Source organism: Brasilonema angustatum (assembly GCF_059505445.1).
This window is the reverse complement of the sequence record NZ_JCACKO010000136.1, coordinates 28928-44009: the sequence shown is the minus strand read 5'-3', so window position 1 is coordinate 44009 and position 15082 is coordinate 28928. Positions and strand designations below refer to the sequence as shown.

The 15082-nt window shown below is 43.4% G+C and carries 12 protein-coding genes; 9 read left to right on the top strand and 3 right to left on the bottom strand.

What is annotated here, in order from left to right:
- Window positions 1-268: 268 nt before the first annotated feature.
- The 3 genes from AC5JM2_RS25015 to AC5JM2_RS25005 all read left to right on the top strand — a co-directional run bounded on the left by AC5JM2_RS25015 (window position 269) and on the right by AC5JM2_RS25005 (window position 4535).
- Window positions 269-1237 (top strand): DUF1822 family protein, encoded by a 969-nt coding sequence (locus tag AC5JM2_RS25015; protein ID WP_495837520.1) that lies wholly within the window; start codon window positions 269-271, stop codon window positions 1235-1237.
- Window positions 1238-1319: 82 nt separating this feature from the next.
- Window positions 1320-3662 carry a CHASE2 domain-containing protein gene (locus tag AC5JM2_RS25010; RefSeq protein WP_495837519.1) on the top strand — a complete coding sequence of 781 codons (2343 nt, stop codon included), beginning with the start codon at window positions 1320-1322 and terminating at the stop codon, window positions 3660-3662.
- 48 nt (window positions 3663-3710) lie between these two features.
- Window positions 3711-4535, top strand: a complete 825-nt coding sequence (locus tag AC5JM2_RS25005) for a DUF928 domain-containing protein (protein WP_495837518.1) — start codon at window positions 3711-3713, stop codon at window positions 4533-4535.
- Window positions 4536-4625: 90 nt separating this feature from the next.
- Here AC5JM2_RS25005 and AC5JM2_RS25000 read toward each other — a convergent pair whose 3' ends face one another.
- Window positions 4626-4847 (bottom strand): hypothetical protein, encoded by a 222-nt coding sequence (locus tag AC5JM2_RS25000; RefSeq protein ID WP_495837517.1) that lies wholly within the window; start codon window positions 4845-4847, stop codon window positions 4626-4628.
- A 422-nt stretch (window positions 4848-5269) separates the two neighbouring features.
- Here AC5JM2_RS25000 and AC5JM2_RS24995 point away from each other — a divergent pair, with 422 nt between their 5' ends.
- Complete coding sequence (locus AC5JM2_RS24995; RefSeq protein ID WP_495837516.1) at window positions 5270-6415, top strand: SpoIID/LytB domain-containing protein; 1146 nt, start codon at window positions 5270-5272, stop codon at window positions 6413-6415.
- Window positions 6416-6600: 185 nt separating this feature from the next.
- On the opposite strand, the gene AC5JM2_RS24990 is transcribed toward AC5JM2_RS24995, so the two are convergent.
- Window positions 6601-7887: a hypothetical protein gene (locus AC5JM2_RS24990; RefSeq protein ID WP_495837515.1), complete on the bottom strand. Its 1287-nt coding sequence runs from the start codon at window positions 7885-7887 to the stop codon at window positions 6601-6603.
- Between the two features lie 257 nt (window positions 7888-8144).
- Here AC5JM2_RS24990 and AC5JM2_RS24985 point away from each other — a divergent pair, with 257 nt between their 5' ends.
- Window positions 8145-8624, top strand: a complete 480-nt coding sequence (locus tag AC5JM2_RS24985; RefSeq protein WP_495837514.1) for a hypothetical protein — start codon at window positions 8145-8147, stop codon at window positions 8622-8624.
- A gap of 79 nt (window positions 8625-8703) precedes the next feature.
- Here AC5JM2_RS24985 and AC5JM2_RS24980 read toward each other — a convergent pair whose 3' ends face one another.
- The gene (locus AC5JM2_RS24980) at window positions 8704-9774 is read right to left on the bottom strand and encodes an SGNH/GDSL hydrolase family protein (protein WP_495837513.1); all 1071 of its coding nucleotides are present in this window, start codon (window positions 9772-9774) and stop codon (window positions 8704-8706) included.
- A gap of 399 nt (window positions 9775-10173) precedes the next feature.
- On the opposite strand from AC5JM2_RS24980, the gene AC5JM2_RS24975 reads away from it, so the two are divergent.
- From AC5JM2_RS24975 to AC5JM2_RS24960, 4 genes are all read left to right on the top strand, one after another.
- Entirely contained in the window at window positions 10174-10464 is a 291-nt protein-coding gene (locus AC5JM2_RS24975) for a hypothetical protein (RefSeq protein ID WP_495837512.1), read from the top strand.
- A gap of 415 nt (window positions 10465-10879) precedes the next feature.
- Complete coding sequence (locus AC5JM2_RS24970) at window positions 10880-11968, top strand: chlorophyll a/b binding light-harvesting protein (RefSeq protein WP_495837511.1); 1089 nt, start codon at window positions 10880-10882, stop codon at window positions 11966-11968.
- Window positions 11969-12394: 426 nt separating this feature from the next.
- The gene (locus tag AC5JM2_RS24965; protein ID WP_495837510.1) at window positions 12395-13450 is read left to right on the top strand and encodes a chlorophyll a/b binding light-harvesting protein; all 1056 of its coding nucleotides are present in this window, start codon (window positions 12395-12397) and stop codon (window positions 13448-13450) included.
- Window position 13451: 1 nt separating this feature from the next.
- A complete protein-coding gene (locus AC5JM2_RS24960) occupies window positions 13452-15017 on the top strand; it encodes a chlorophyll a/b binding light-harvesting protein (protein WP_495837509.1) in 1566 nt (521 codons plus the stop codon).
- Window positions 15018-15082 lie beyond the last annotated feature (65 nt).

Genomic DNA, 15082 nt, shown 5'->3' with positions numbered 1-15082 from the left:
TTGCTTCCTATAGTTGATTAACCAAAATCCGAGTAGATTACTCCCCCACATCTGTCAACACTTGAGTATTAATCCTGTGTTTGTCGGTACAGATATGGGGGATTTTTTTGTCATAAATTGTTAAAAATGATTACAATCTTTTGCCCAACTCTATTGGTAAGACGCTTAATTTAGCTTTTATATTGAAATATTGCTTTTTTTACTCTTGCGTAAATAACATACCTTTGAACGATATGTATGTAGCAGCGTTCTTCACTGGGGATTTCATATGAGGCGCACCAACCACAATTTAGACGATTTAGCTTTAACGTTGCCTATGACTCAAGCAGCGTGTAGAACTGCCCAGCAGTTCGCCAATCAGCAACCAACTCCTGAAAAAGCCGAACAAGTCCGACTAAATACGCTTTGTGTATGGGTGGTAAATGAATACTTGGAAATGATGGATATTCCCACTCAGTTAACAGAATGTGACAGTTGGAACTCTATTATCCGTTTATGTAGTGATGTGGCAGACTTAGAGTTGCCGGGAATCGGGCGTTTAGAGTGTCGTCCCATGCGTTTGGGGCAAGAGACATGTTACATTCCCCCAGAAACTTGGGAAGAACGAGTGGGTTATGTCGTCGTCCAAATAGATGAATCGCTTCAGCAAGCAAAGTTACTAGGGTTTGTTCGTAATGTCGCAACTGAAGAGTTACCTTTAAGTCAACTGCAACCTTTAGAAGATTTTATCGAATATATCGCACAGCTGCGACAAACACCGGTTAGGACATTGGTGAATTTGAGCCAGTGGTTGGTTGGAATCTTCGATGCTAGTTGGCAAACAGTAGAATCTTTGTGGAATCAGCCGGAAATTAGACCAGGTTATGCTTTTCGTAATGGTGAGACGCTTGTGCAAAACGATACTAATAAAACACAAGCATTTACCAAACGCGCAAAGTTGATTGATTTAGGAATCCAAATTGCCAATCAACCCGTCATATTAATTGTCGAAATTCGACCGAAAACTGACCAACAAACAGGCATTCGTCTTCAGTTGCATCCTACAGGTAATAAAATTTACCTTATACCAGGAGTACAACTGACAGTGCTAGATCAGTCTGGAACCGTTTTTCTGGAAACTCAAGCCAGAAGTGCAGATAATTACCTGCAATTACAGTTTAGAGGCGAACCTGCAGAGCAGTTTAGCGTTAAAGTATCATTGAATGATGCAAGTGTCACACAGAACTTTATCATTTAGTTAAAGCTCAATAGTCAAGACTTAAGGCTTCAATTGTTAAAAATTATTCTGCTTCCCAACTTCGTGTACTTTTGCTTTAATTATGGGCAAGCTTGTGGTTCTGAAATTTGCAGAAGGTAGCTTTGAGCAGGGGTTTGCTGTAACGCTACAAATCGGTGAAGAAGGTGAGCGTCCCTCAACTGAAATCACGGGTAAGTTACCTGCTGCTGGAGAAATGCCACTGTACTATAGCCACTGGCAGTCTAGCTATCTCAGATTGGGGAATAGTTATCGTTTGTCTGCTGATAAAATGCAGGTGACAAATGTGTCCATCACCCAAGACTGTGACAATATTGCTCATATTTTGCGATCGCGCTTCAACACGTGGCTACGAACAGAAGAATTTCGCCCCATCCGCGAAAAATGGCTAGAAAAATTATTGCCTACGGATGAAGTTCGGGTGATTTTACAAACTGAAAATACTCAGTTGCAACTTTTGCCTTGGCATTTGTGGGATTTGCTAGAACGATATCCAAAAGCTGAATTTGCCTTAGCATCGCCTACATACGAAAAGATATTTTCTCAGAAAACACTTAATAAAAAAGTTCGTATTTTAGCTATTGTTGGCAATAGTCAGGGGATTGACACAGAAGTTGACCGTGCTTTGCTGCAAGAGCTAACAGATGCAGATGTTACGTTTTTGGTGGAACCTCAACGCAAAGAATTGACTGACTTTCTGTGGGGTAACAGCTGGGATATTCTTTTCTTTGCTGGACACAGTTCGAGTCATGACAAAGATGGATCTGGGCGAATCTACTTAAATAAAACCGATAGTCTCACCATCAGCGAATTACGCTATGCCCTGAGAAAAACTGTGCAACGTGGACTGCAACTGGCAATCTTCAACTCCTGCGATGGACTGGGACTGGCGCGAGAACTGGCTGATTTGCAAATTCCGCAGATAATTGTTATGCGCGAACCCGTTCCAGACTTAGTTGCACAGGAATTTTTGAAGTCTTTTCTACAAGGGTTTGCTAGAGGTGAGTCCTTTTATCAAGCAGTGCGGGAAGCACGGGAACGGTTGCAAGGTCTTGAGGACAAGTTTCCCTGCGCGACTTGGTTACCAGTCATTTGTCAAAATCTAGCACAAATTCCTCCTACTTGGTCCGAGATTACGGGTAAGGTTGAGGTGGAACCACCAGAACCATTAGAGCGATCGCCTGTTCCGCCACAGATTCCACCCAGATTTGCAGTAGCGTTGTTGTCCTCAGTGGTGATCACTGCCCTAGTTTGTGGACTAAGGTTTTTGGGGTTACTGCAAATGACTGAACTCCAAGCTTTTGACCAGATGATGCGTCTACGTTCCCTCATCTTCCACGAGGAAAGCGATCCACGCCTGCTGGTGGTAGCAATTGATGATGCAGATATTGATGCTCAACGGCAAAGGGGCGAGGATGTAAATGGAAAATCTCTCTCAGATATCTCTCTCAATAAACTTTTGGATAAACTTCAGCAGTACGAACCCCGCGCTATTGGCTTAGATATCTACCGAGATTTTAAAGCGCAAGACCCAAATTTAATTCCTCGTCTCAAACAAACTGAAAATTTGATTGGGGTTTGTAAGCACAGTGATGCTGCAATACCTGTTAAGAGTACTGCGCCGCCACCGGAAATCCCAAAAGAACGTCTGGGATTTAGCGACTTTATTCATGATCCTGATGGCGTGGTACGGCGACATCTGTTGTTTATGGAACAGGAGGCTGTCTCTGGGTGTACTGCTGATTATGCATTCAGTACACAGCTAGCATTTCGTTATTTGCTTGCTGAGAAGAGAATTCAACCAAAGTTCACCACACAAGGGGATTTGCAGCTTGGCAATACTGTTTTTCCTGGTTTGAACTCTCACAGTGGCGGATATCAAGGCATTGATGCTAATGGTGGTCAAATTTTGCTGAACTATCGTTCCTCACAGAACATTGCAGAACAAGTGACGCTGACACAAGTTTTATCAAATCAGGTTAATCCAGATGCGATCAAAAACCGAATTGTCCTAATTGGTGTTGTATCTATAGGAGAGTCTCGTGACTATTGGGGCACACCATATGAAAATCAGTTTGATCAGCGAATGTCAGGATTGCTTGTACAAGCACAAATGGTCAGCCAACTCCTCAGCGCTGTCCTCGATAAACGTCCTTTGTTGCAAGTTTGGTCATTGTGGGGTGAGGTGATCTGGATTTGTGGCGCTTCTGTGGTAGGAGCAGTTCTGGCTTGGCGGGTGCGTTTACTCCCCAGATTGACACTTTTTGTCTTTGTCTATTCTGGAGTTCTCTACGTCTTTGTCGTATGCTTTGGTCTACTCATCCAAGGATATTGGGTGCCATTTGTACCTTCAGCGTTGGCACTTGTCGGAACAATGAGTATTGTTTTGTTTCAAAATTCAAGATGATTCATAGTTAACACTCAACAGTTAACACTCGATAGTTAACAGTGATTTATGAAAATGATTTTACAACCGATGAAACTGTTGTTGGCAGTTGTGCTGGGGTACTTAAGTTTGCTCCCTAGCACAATATCGGTGATCGCTCAGTCTGCATCACAATCAAAACCCTTAACAACGACTTATTCTCGCAAGCAGCCTCTGCGCCTTGTCTTACCTCCACTTCCGCCAGGACAACCTCCTGGTGGTCGTCGGTATGGGGGAGCTAGTCGCGGTCAATGTCCAGTTGCTAAACCTGGACTCACGGCTTTAGTTCCTTTGATTGAACAACCAACTTCGGTGATGAATGTTTGGGGACAAACCACAGCAGAACGCCCAACTTTCTGGTTCTACACACCTTATGTCAAAGGTTCTGCCTACCCCGCTAATTTTGTGTTGGTTGATGCAGAATCAAATCTAGTCTACCGACAGGATATTACCTTACCAAGTGAACCTGGAGTCATGAGCGTTTCTTTACCTGCTAGTGTTTCTCCACTCACTACAGGAAAACAGTACCGCTGGTTCTTAAATGTGTACTGCGATAGCCCTTTGGGCGGCTCCCTTAGGGAACATCGCCAAAAGCAACAAAGCCCAATTTATGTTGAAGGAGTCATACAACGAGTTAACTTAAAGGCGGGGATCATCCAACAAATCAAGCAGGCACAGCCAAGACAGCAAGTTGCTATCTATGCGAGCAATGGAATATGGTATGAAGCATTAACAACTGTGGCACAATTGCGTCAAAAAAATCCCCAAGATGTGACTCTTGAGCAAGAGTGGCAGGATTTGCTTTCTAGTATCGGCTTAGGTGATTTTGCTAACAAACCGCTGATTTCCAACTAATTTTAGTAGGACTTACGCACGCGCTACTAAAAACAGTCGGTTGCGATCTGCGCTTTGCGCAGCTGCGTTTGCGCAGCGCCCCCTTAGGGGCTAGCTATCGCTTCGGAGGAGGTCACAATGACTATCAGCAACAGACGCGAAACACAACAACACCGTGGCGAGACGCATGATTGCGTCTGCCCTTTGGGCAATCGCAACAGTACCCATACCTGAAGTCAAGGCTTGGGCTTTGGAATCGTGATTATTTGGTACTTGGTCGAGTCCACTAGTAATAAAGTCACACCAAATATGGAAAATAGTAATGGTACTCAAGGTTACGTGTCGGGGTAAAATTCGGATTGATTTGTTAGAAATAGTTGTGTGTATCTACCAGCTTTCGCTGTTAGCAAGGATTGAAAGTATCCCTGCTAGCAACGGAAGCTTTTTGTTCTTGCAATGTCAATCACGGTTAAGTCTTTAAGTAAGTCCTTGTAAATTCCCGATACGCCCTTGGCCTGTGCGCTCCGCGCAATCCCTTGAAAATTTCCTTCTTCTTACACGATACATAGATTTCCTCTTTTGTCAATGCATAAGTTCTAAAAGTTTGAACGCTCAAAAAACCAAATACTATACAAATAGTGTTGAGAGCTTGTGATAGTTCATCTATCATTTGGTAGAGTTAAAATCCTACTTGAAAGGAAACTACTGTAAAAGCAAGCGTCAAACCAAATATAGGTGTAACTATAATTCTCAGCATGAAATCCCAAGTGTTCCTAGCCTCTTTCTTTTCCAACGTCAAAGGACGCCATTGGTGGCTTGGTATCCTCATATGGATAGCTATGGTTGCCCCATCTCAAGCATCGTCTGTCATCCTGCGTGTGGCAATTCAAAGGGACGTCAATCAGGTGAAAGTCGGTAGTTCTACCACTGCAGTTATCAAGGATAGTAGTGGTCGTACTCTAGGAGAGTTACCAGCAATGAGTCCTTACTCTGTTCAAGCGGTTCCTGGTGGAATTGCTTTGGATAAGTGGCGTTCTAATCTGTTTTGGGTTGAGCCAACAGGTAAGGGATTCGTTTATATTGGCGATCGCTGGTATCGCGGCAGAACTCTTGTTGTTCCTTCACAAAAAGGTTTATCTGTTGTTAACTGGGTTGCTTTGGACGAATATCTCTACAGCGTTATCGGTGGCGAAATGGACCCCCGGTGGCCCAGTGAAGCTTTGAAAGCTCAGGCGATCGCCGCTCGTACATATGCTCTTTATGAGCGTCAGAGACAGCGCAATAATCCCCTTTATGATTTGGGTGCTTCACCAGATCGTTGGCAAATTTACCAAGGCGTTAGCAGTGAATCTCCTACTACTTACGCTGCAGTTGATGCTACAGCTGGCGAAGTACTAACTTACAAAAATAGAGTTATTCTCTCTGTCTTCCACGCATGTTCTGGCGGACACACTGAAAACTCGGAAGATGTTTGGGGAAGCACTCAACCATACCTGCGTGCTGTTCCAGACTTTGACCAAAATATCAAGGAATGTAACTGGAGCAGAACTTTTTCCCCGGCAGAAATTAGCGTTTTAGTTCCAGAAGTTGGAAATGTCAAGCAAATTATTCCTGGAAGTACATCGCCTTTCGGAAGCGTGAAAGCTTTGAAAATAGTTGGTGACAAGGGTGAGAAAGTGCTAACAGGTGAGGATGTGCGTACAGTTCTTAAGCTAAAAAGCACCCGCTTTACCGTCAGCAATGCGAATGGAAGCTTTACATTCACAGGGCTTGGCTATGGTCATGCTTTAGGCATGAGTCAGTGGGGGGCTTATAATCTAGCATCGCGTGGATACAACCACCTGCAAATTTTGAATTACTATTACAAAGGTGTTGCTTTAGCACCTATTCGGGTTAAGTAGATCAGGAGGAGGAAGGGAAGGAGGGAAGGAAAGAAGAAAATAGGACTTACGCACTATCTGCTAGAAACCCGGTTTCTTCGTTCGTATTTGGTTGACAAACAGACAATTTTTGGTATAAACCGGGTTTGTTTGCGTAAGTCCTGGGAAAGATATTTTCCCACACTCCCACACTCCCACACTCTCCCCTACTCCCCACTCTCTCGCTGCAAGCGCTTTTGCCACTCAGCGTCAGTTTTTTGAGAACGTTCAACTTCCTGTTCTAATAAATCAGTTTCAGTAGAGTAGACCAAATCTTGATCACCAAGAACTTTTTCTGCTGCAAACTGCTGAGCATAAGCTATTTTCTGCTGCAACGCAGAGTCTGGATCTGCTACTTGTCTGGCGCGGGACAGGCGATCGCCGTTACGTTCAGCAATTTTGCTATTGCGCCATTGAATCCAAAAATACCGTATTAACGGAACAACTAAAAAACCTGTTCCGTAAGCCAATAATAACCAATAAATTCCATGTGCAAAAGCAACGAGTCCACCTATTTGGGCAGCTATTGCGCCATTCCTCAACAAACTTCCTAGCACTAATGCGCCAACAAAATTTGCAACACCCAACCCTGCACTCAGCATAATTTGTCCTGAACTCGCCGCACTAAAGCGCCAAGAAAATTCTTCCAAATAAGCTGACACAGACTGACGGTATTTTTTGGCTGCACTCACCTGCAACTCTGGAAAGTCATAAACAATCTCTCCTTCAGGGCTGACTTTGGGTTGTCCATTGAAGCGAGTCAGAACAGGTAGCATATAGTCTTCGTACTCTCTTGCAGAACCTTCTCCTATATCATCAAGATACGGTGCAATTTGTTCTGCGGCGATCGCACCCCGGTTATGACGAATCACCGCAGCAATTTCTTGCCAACGGCGTTCTTCTAATTTGATATTGGGGTTACCATCGCCAAACAAAAACGAAAATACGGCTTCAAAGAAATTGAGATCGCTTTTCTCGCGGCGTCTTTCCCTCTGACGGGCGTTGTAATCTGGACTGAGATACCAGAACAAATCTGGGAAATAGAAGAAGCCACCACTAAAATCGCCACCTCTATCGTTGTTATCACGGTCTGAGTTCAACGATGAGAGGATTAAAATGATGCTAATAGTTATTAAAGCGATGGAAACAATTAAGAGAATTCCAAAGGATATCCGAATTAGGTAAAATACAATACCCCAAACTTTTTTCCACCACTCCTGTAATTGTAATTGCAAATACTTATTCCGTAATATTGACCGGAAGTCTTTTGGAAATAAATAAATAATGTCACCCGTATCACTCACTTGCATATGTCCGCCTGCATCAGACGCAAGAGCTAATAACCCTTGACTTGATTCAGCGACATTTAATCCTGCCTGAGTTGCCACATCTCCAACAGTGACGCGGTAACCCAATTGTTCCACAGCTTGCATGATGGTGGGATTTGGAGCCATTGCTCTTCCCTCATAGCGAAAAAACTCTTCTTCCAGTATAAAGTTTCATTTTTCAGAACTTGGAAAGATCGTACTATTGGCGATAAAGAAAAACCTTTACATCCCCCTGCTAATTTTATTTTTTTGAATAAAATGATACCGATCCTGTTCAATAAAGAACTATTATTGCACAGTGGATCATTTAATGGTCTTAAAGCTTGATTTCGCGTTAAGATTATTACCCTGGCTTGGTTTAGTTGCAAATTTTCTGCCTAATTATGGTTAAGTACACTCTTGCTCAAAGTCCAGAAATTATCTTCGACGTTCCTGGTAGAGATTCAGCCAAAGCCCGCGACAAAGCAATGGATCAGTTAATGAAACTGATGGATGAAGGGAAATTACCTACGGAACTGGAAGATGGATTTGGCCCCAAACAACTCATTGAAGTCAAAGAAACATCAACAGATACTGCTGGCGATGAAGACGCCATTACCCAGGCTGTCCAAGTTTTGAGCAACTTAGCTACGCTCAAGTTGAAAGTGCAGGAATCACGCACTGAAGCTATGGAAGTTCGTAAGGCAGTTGACGTTTTATTTTCGGATAATGCTGTGACTGAGGAGGAAATTACTCGCCTGAAAGAAGGTTTTAAAATTCTCAAAAATTATGCTCAAGCTAATCTGCGTTATCAAGAAGCAAGAGCAAAAGCAGAACAAGCTCGACAAGTTCTAGATGAGGCTCTGAAATCTCCCGAGAAATAGTTGAGTCTTGACTGAAGTTGATGAAAAACATAGCCGTTATTCCTCAGAATCACGGCTCACTTCGGCTGCGTATAATACGTCACTTGGTGACAAAATTTGACTTGCTACTGAACTCAGGGCTAACTGTTTTTTGTCTGCGTTTGAGCATTGCTGCTGCGCCCAAAACACCAAGCGGTAATAGAGCTAATCCTGTGGAGGATTCAGGAACGGACTTAGCCCTAATCGCCGCCAGTGCTGTTTCTGCTACAAGCTTATGAGCATTTGTAGTGGGATGAACCTCATCAAAAAACAAATAATCATTAGGGTTATTACAGGTTTTCAATACTTGGTTGCTTCTGATGTCATACACTACACAAGAAGTGTTGACATCTTTGAACCCAAATTCTCCTGGATTGGCGATTACCCTATTAAACAAAGAATTAATATCAACAGGGATGATATTGACGCCAGGAATGTTGCTGAATTGACCCAAAGCTGATGCCAATGCAGCATTGTGAATATTTGTTAAAGTCGTTAAACTGCTGGAATTTCCAGTTCTGACTGCAAGCGGAATCTTCCCTAAATCTGGCAAGTTAAAGACCAAAATATTTTTCGCACCAGCTTGGGCAAGTGCTCCTACCGCATTTGATAAATTACTAACTGTTTGATTAACATTAGGATTCTGACCAAACAAGTAATCATTTCCACCTCCCCATACAGCATAGAGTGCATTGGGATCTACCTTCTGGTTATTTCCTACAAAGGAGGCGACTTGCTTGAGCACTCCTGGTGCGCCTGGAACGAAAGCATTGTCTTCACCAGAGAGAGAACCTACGAAGGCAAAGTTAATACCTTGAGTTGGAGTTTGAGTACTTAGATTAGCAAATAATGTAGGAGTCAATCCTATATCTTGTCCAAAATAGTCCACCCAAATCTTATTATTGGATAACCGTCCTTGAAAGTAAGGTGGATCTGGGGGAATCGGACCTGTAGGTGAGTTTTGCTGAGAAACAGTGAACACATTACCTGTATCCGAGAGACTATCACCAAATACGTTAAATTGACTAAAACCTGCAGCCGAAGCTTTTAGTGGTAAACTCAAAGATAAAAAGACAAATCCAGCAGTTACGAGTTCTTTTTTCATACCGACTCTACCCCTTCTATTACTCATAAACTATAGGAATCCGATTTGATTTCTGAATTGACTCGTAGAGGCAGGGAACGCTTAACAGGGAACAGGCAACGCTTAAGAAGCAATAAAAGCGTACGGAGTTTTTTTCAAAAATCAAATATTAGTCCTATATTAAGCTTTCTGACATTAATATAGCTTTTGTTGAACTCTAAGTTTGTGTGTATTTATTAAACAATTTTATTTAAATAGAGTTTATTTAACTGCTTTGGTGAGCTAAGAGTTTTTCACTGTGATCCCTATCGTTGAAACTCATTAACTGCGGGTTATGAAAAGGGTATAGGGGTGTAAAAAAGCAGGAGATTTATTGACTTTACACTTTTACACCCACTCCCTGAAGAGGGCTTGGTCATTGTTTGCAATATTTTTTGAGGATGAATAATGCTAGCTATATTTTTTATCTGCCTCTGGGTTTCAATCCTGATCGGATTTGCTTGTAGTGTTGTCCTAGCTTTCAAACAAGGAACTGCTCAAGTAAAAAGAATGCATCAAATTCCTTGCCACCGCTGTGATTTTTTTACGAATGATCACCGCCTTAAGTGTACGGTAAACCCTATGATTGCTTGCTCGGAAGAAGCGATAACTTGTCGAGATTTTGAACCAAAAACCGCTAACTCTAATGCTGCTCGCAAATGCCAACGAAAGAAATGTGATGGCATTTCACTCAATTAGTGGCTCTTGCCAGATTTTGATGATGATTTTGGCAAGGTGTTTAACGTAAAGAGCAGAAGAAGGATGGTGACGTATTGTCTAATCGCAAAGCTAAGAGCGTTTTGCACCCATAAAATCTAGATTAAGTAACAAAATCCAAATTAATGTAACGAAATTTTGAATTTGTATTGTGCAAATCCTCTCAACCTGCATAATGAAATTTATCGCTATAAAATCTCATTAGATAATTTTATTTTCTTGATGTCTGATATCTAAATACTTGATGTCTGATATCTTCTGATATCTAAATATCTGGGAGAGAGCGAGTGACACCAGTGAGAACACACGATCCTTTAAGAGACGGAACCAGTTAAAAAAAGCAACGGTTGGTCATTCCAATCGGCTGTTTTTGATGCTCATCAAAAAGGAATACTGCATGACCGTTTCAATTTTTTGGAAGCCTGTGTTTCGGACTCTGGGCTGGTCTTCTGATGAAAAAGCCGAGGGGGAATCGGGCGCACCGCTATTGGCTGGTAATGCTCGGTTTATTAATCTTTCTGGGCGATTATTAGGGGCACATGTCGCCCATGCTGGGCTAATTGTCTTGTGGGCAGGCGCGATGACTCTGTTTGAGATTTCGCGCTTTGATCTTGCCAAACCGATGTACGAGCAGGGTTTGATTCTACTACCACATCTTGCAACGCTGGGTTTTGGGGTGGGTGACGGCGGTCAAATCGTGGATATTTATCCCTACTATGTTATTGGAATGCTGCACCTTATCAGTTCAGCCGTTTTAGGTGCAGGGGGAATTTATCACGCCGTATTAGGATCGGAAGTTCTGGATGAGAAAGGGTTTGGCTATAACTGGCAAAACGGCAACAAGATTACCAGTATATTAGGAATTAATCTCATCATGCTGGGTTTGGGAGCATTGCTGCTGGTCTTGAAAGCCACGCGTTATGGAGGAATATATGACCCTATAGCAGAGCAGGTACGCCTGATTCAGCCGAATTTAGACCCTACTCAAATATTTGGCTATCTATTTGGGTTCAGTCCGAATGGCTGGACGATAACTGGCATGGCTAGCGTGGATAATTTAGAAGATGTGATTGGGGGACATGTATGGGTTAGCGTTCTTTGCATAGCTGGCGGAATCTTTCACATCGTCTCACAGCCTCTTGATTGGGCTAAACGAGCTTTGGTGTGGTCGGGTGAAGCTTATCTTTCGTATAGTTTAGGAGCTTTGGCGATCGCTGGTTTTAGTGTTGCTTGTTTTGTCTCAGTAAACGAGATTGCTTACCCAAACGTGTTTTATGGATCTATCAATGGCGCAAGTGTATCGGTGCGTGCAGCTTTGTCGAGCGTTCATGCTGCTTTCGGATTTCTCGCATTAGTCGGTCATATCTGGCACGCTTATCGAGCACGTAAAGCAGCCCGTGGTATTTACTTCAATACTTTCTTTGACTTCATCGCCAAGGATGTGAGACCTGCTGTGATTACAAACGTTGTCAATCCGACTGCTTGAGTTGGGAGTCCGAAGTGAGAAGTATATAAATTCCAATTCACCTCATAACCTCAGCAAAGTTACAGCAATTCTCACTCCCTGTCTCAGACAGAGAGTGAGGGAGTGAAGGAGTAGAGAATGGTATGGCTTTTACAGCGGTTTTCTGTAAGGTGGGCATTGCTCACCAAGATCTCAAATGTCTATCACATAGGCTTTTCTGAGCAATGCCCACCCTACGATTTGTGATCTATTCATATGAAAACCGCTGTATGGACAATGCCCACTCTACGATTTGTGGTCTCATCTGTGCGCAATCATGCGTACAAGTAATACCCTTGCCGCTATGCGGGAAGTAGCGCGTGTGTAAGTCCTAACTTCTTTACTCACCAACTCAGCGCTGAAAACTCAGTACGACAAAATTAAATTTTTCAAGGAGCAATTCAGACGATGACAGCAACAACTGCAACAACAGTAACAACTGTAGATGGAAGAACCGAGGAGATTCCCTGGAGAGCCGGGAATGCCCGTTTAGTTAACCTCTCCGGACAATTACTCGGTGCTCATGTTGCCCATGCAGGGTTGATTGTACTCTGGGCAGGAGCGATGACGCTATTTGAAGTTGCTAATTTCGACGTAACACGCCCAATGTATGAGCAGGGTTTGATTCTACTGCCAAACTTGGCTCGCTTAGGGCTTGGTGTTGGTGAAGGTGGTCAAATTGTAGATACCTACCTATACTTTGTAGTTGGTGTGATTCATCTGATTAGCTCTGCGTTTTTGGGAGCGGGCGGACTTTTCCATACGTTCGTAGGCCCCAAACAGCTGGAAACAAAATTTCCAAGTTTTGGCTACAGATGGGATGATGCCAACAAAATGACAAGTATTCTTGGCATTCATTTGATCGTGTTGGGGATAGGTGCATTCTTGTTAGTTGCCAAAGCAATGGCTTTTGGGGGAATTTACGACCCACTCACGAAAAGCGTTCGCTTGATCACAAACCCGACTTTGGATCCAGGAGTAATTTTTGGCTATTTATTCGGTACGCATGGCAAGCTTTGGTTAGCGAGTGTCAATAACCTGGAGGATGTGATCGGTGGTCATATTTGGGTTGGTGCGATGTGTGTGTTGGGTGGATTGTGGCATATTCGCACTCAACCATTCCGATGGGCAAAGAACTTATTTGTCTGGTCCGGTGAAGCCTATTTATCCTACAGCATTGGAGCCGTAAGCTTGATGGCATTTGTGGCAACACTGTTTGTTTCAGTGAATACAATAGTATTCCCAACAGAGTTCTATGGACCAACTTTAACATTGATATTCGATCGCTTCCCCCTCTTTGCTAGTACAGATGGAGCATTAACTAGTCGAGTCTGGCTCGCGAATGCTCATTTTTGGTTGGGCTTCTTCTTTTTGCAAGGACATCTGTTCCATGCACTGCGGGCTGGAGGTTACAGCTTCACAGAAGGTAAAGTCATCGCATCCACACGCGGACAGGTGAAATAATATGACATCAACGAATGTAAGTCCTTTGAAAACTCTTGGATTTTCTGACGATCCAACAGTCGCTGTTAACTACGTTGCACAGTCCCAAGATCCTTATTCCTGGTGGGCTGGGAACCTCCGCTTTGTCAATCTTTCAGGTAAACTCCTGGGTGCCCACGTTGCCCACGCTGGATTGATAGTACTGTGGGCGGGTGGAATGACCTTGTTTGAACTCTCCCGTTTCGATCCAAATGTACCAATGTACCAACAGGGGTTAATTTTGTTGCCCCATCTCGCAACATTAGGTTTGGGTGTTGGTGCAGGCGGTCAAATAGTCGATACTTATCCCTATTTTGTAGTTGGGATTTTGCATTTGATTAGTTCTGCTGTGTTAGGAGCAGGTGGTATTTACCATGCGGTGCTAGGTCCAGATAAGTTAGATGAGAAGGGTTTTGGTTACCGTTGGGAAGATGGTAACAAAATGACAACGATTCTCGGTATCCACTTAGTATTGCTCGGTCTGGGAGCGCTGTTATTAGTTGCCAAAGCTGTGTTGTTTGGTGGATTGTACGACCCAGTCGCCCAGCAAGTCCGGCTCATTTCTCATCCAACCTTGAATCCAGCGGTGATTTTTGGCTATTTAGTTGGCTTTAGTCGTGATGGCTGGACACTCAAGGGAATGGCTAGTGTTAATAACCTAGAAGATGTGGTTGGTGGTCACATCTGGGTTGGAACAATGTGTATCTTGGGCGGAATTTGGCATATCAACACCGCACCAAAGGAATGGACGAAAGGGTTATTTGTTTGGTCGGGTGAAGCATATTTATCCTATAGTCAAGCGGCTCTTGCTTATATGGGATTCTTTGCAGCCTTTTTCGTTTGGGTAAATGACACCGTTTATCCAAGTGTGTTTTATGGTCCGGTTGGAACGACAACTGTAGACGGGATTATCACTGTCCGTACCTGGTTGATGTTGTTCCATGTTATCTTTGCAAGCTTGTTGCTAGCGGGACATTTTTGGCACGCCCTGAGAGCAAGAGCGATCGCCGCTGGATTTGTATTCAGCGAGATGAAATTTAATGCTGATGCTTTGTTTGGGGATATTCAATTTAGCGATCGCGCCGTGTTTGAAGGGATTGTACAGCCGTACCAAGGCGACTTTCATCAAGGAAACTTGGCTACTCCCCTCAACAACAGCAGTGTCAGCCTCGGTTGGCTCAAAAATTTACCGATTTACCGTGATGGGTTGTCACCAATTACACGCGGGCTAGAGATTGGTATGGCGCATGGTTATTTCTTACTAGGTCCATTCTTGAAACTTGGTCCCCTGCGCGATACAGACATTGCACTTCCAGCCGGATTAGCCTCTGCATCCGGGTTAGTGGTGGTTTTAAGTCTTTGCCTGTATTCTTACGGTCTTTCCGTGTTTGGCAAAAGACAAAAACCTGTTGGGGTTTTACCCGATAACCTCCAAACCAAAAGGGGTTGGAGCTTCTTTTCTTCTGGCTTTCTCGTTGGTGGGATCGGAGGTGTGATTTTTGCTGGCTTCATTCTACTTGAAGTTGCACGAGCAGGTATTGGCTCGTAAGTAATGGGTATTGGGTATTGGGTAATTAAATCATAGGAAGAAGTTCTAATTCCTACTCCCTTCTT

What these genes read in the sequence shown, in the direction of transcription:
- AC5JM2_RS24965 (WP_495837510.1), top strand. Translation starts at nt 12,395, where the DNA reads ATGACAGCAACAACTGCAACAACAGTAACAACTGTAGATGGAAGAACC.
- AC5JM2_RS24960 (WP_495837509.1), top strand. Translation starts at nt 13,452, where the DNA reads ATGACATCAACGAATGTAAGTCCTTTGAAAACTCTTGGATTTTCTGAC.
- AC5JM2_RS25010 (WP_495837519.1), top strand. Translation starts at nt 1,320, where the DNA reads ATGGGCAAGCTTGTGGTTCTGAAATTTGCAGAAGGTAGCTTTGAGCAG.
- AC5JM2_RS24995 (WP_495837516.1), top strand. Translation starts at nt 5,270, where the DNA reads ATGAAATCCCAAGTGTTCCTAGCCTCTTTCTTTTCCAACGTCAAAGGA.
- AC5JM2_RS24990 (WP_495837515.1), bottom strand. Translation starts at nt 7,887, where the DNA reads ATGGCTCCAAATCCCACCATCATGCAAGCTGTGGAACAATTGGGTTAC.
- AC5JM2_RS24970 (WP_495837511.1), top strand. Translation starts at nt 10,880, where the DNA reads ATGACCGTTTCAATTTTTTGGAAGCCTGTGTTTCGGACTCTGGGCTGG.
- AC5JM2_RS24980 (WP_495837513.1), bottom strand. Translation starts at nt 9,774, where the DNA reads ATGAGTAATAGAAGGGGTAGAGTCGGTATGAAAAAAGAACTCGTAACT.
- AC5JM2_RS25015 (WP_495837520.1), top strand. Translation starts at nt 269, where the DNA reads ATGAGGCGCACCAACCACAATTTAGACGATTTAGCTTTAACGTTGCCT.
- AC5JM2_RS24985 (WP_495837514.1), top strand. Translation starts at nt 8,145, where the DNA reads ATGGTTAAGTACACTCTTGCTCAAAGTCCAGAAATTATCTTCGACGTT.
- AC5JM2_RS24975 (WP_495837512.1), top strand. Translation starts at nt 10,174, where the DNA reads ATGCTAGCTATATTTTTTATCTGCCTCTGGGTTTCAATCCTGATCGGA.
- AC5JM2_RS25005 (WP_495837518.1), top strand. Translation starts at nt 3,711, where the DNA reads ATGAAAATGATTTTACAACCGATGAAACTGTTGTTGGCAGTTGTGCTG.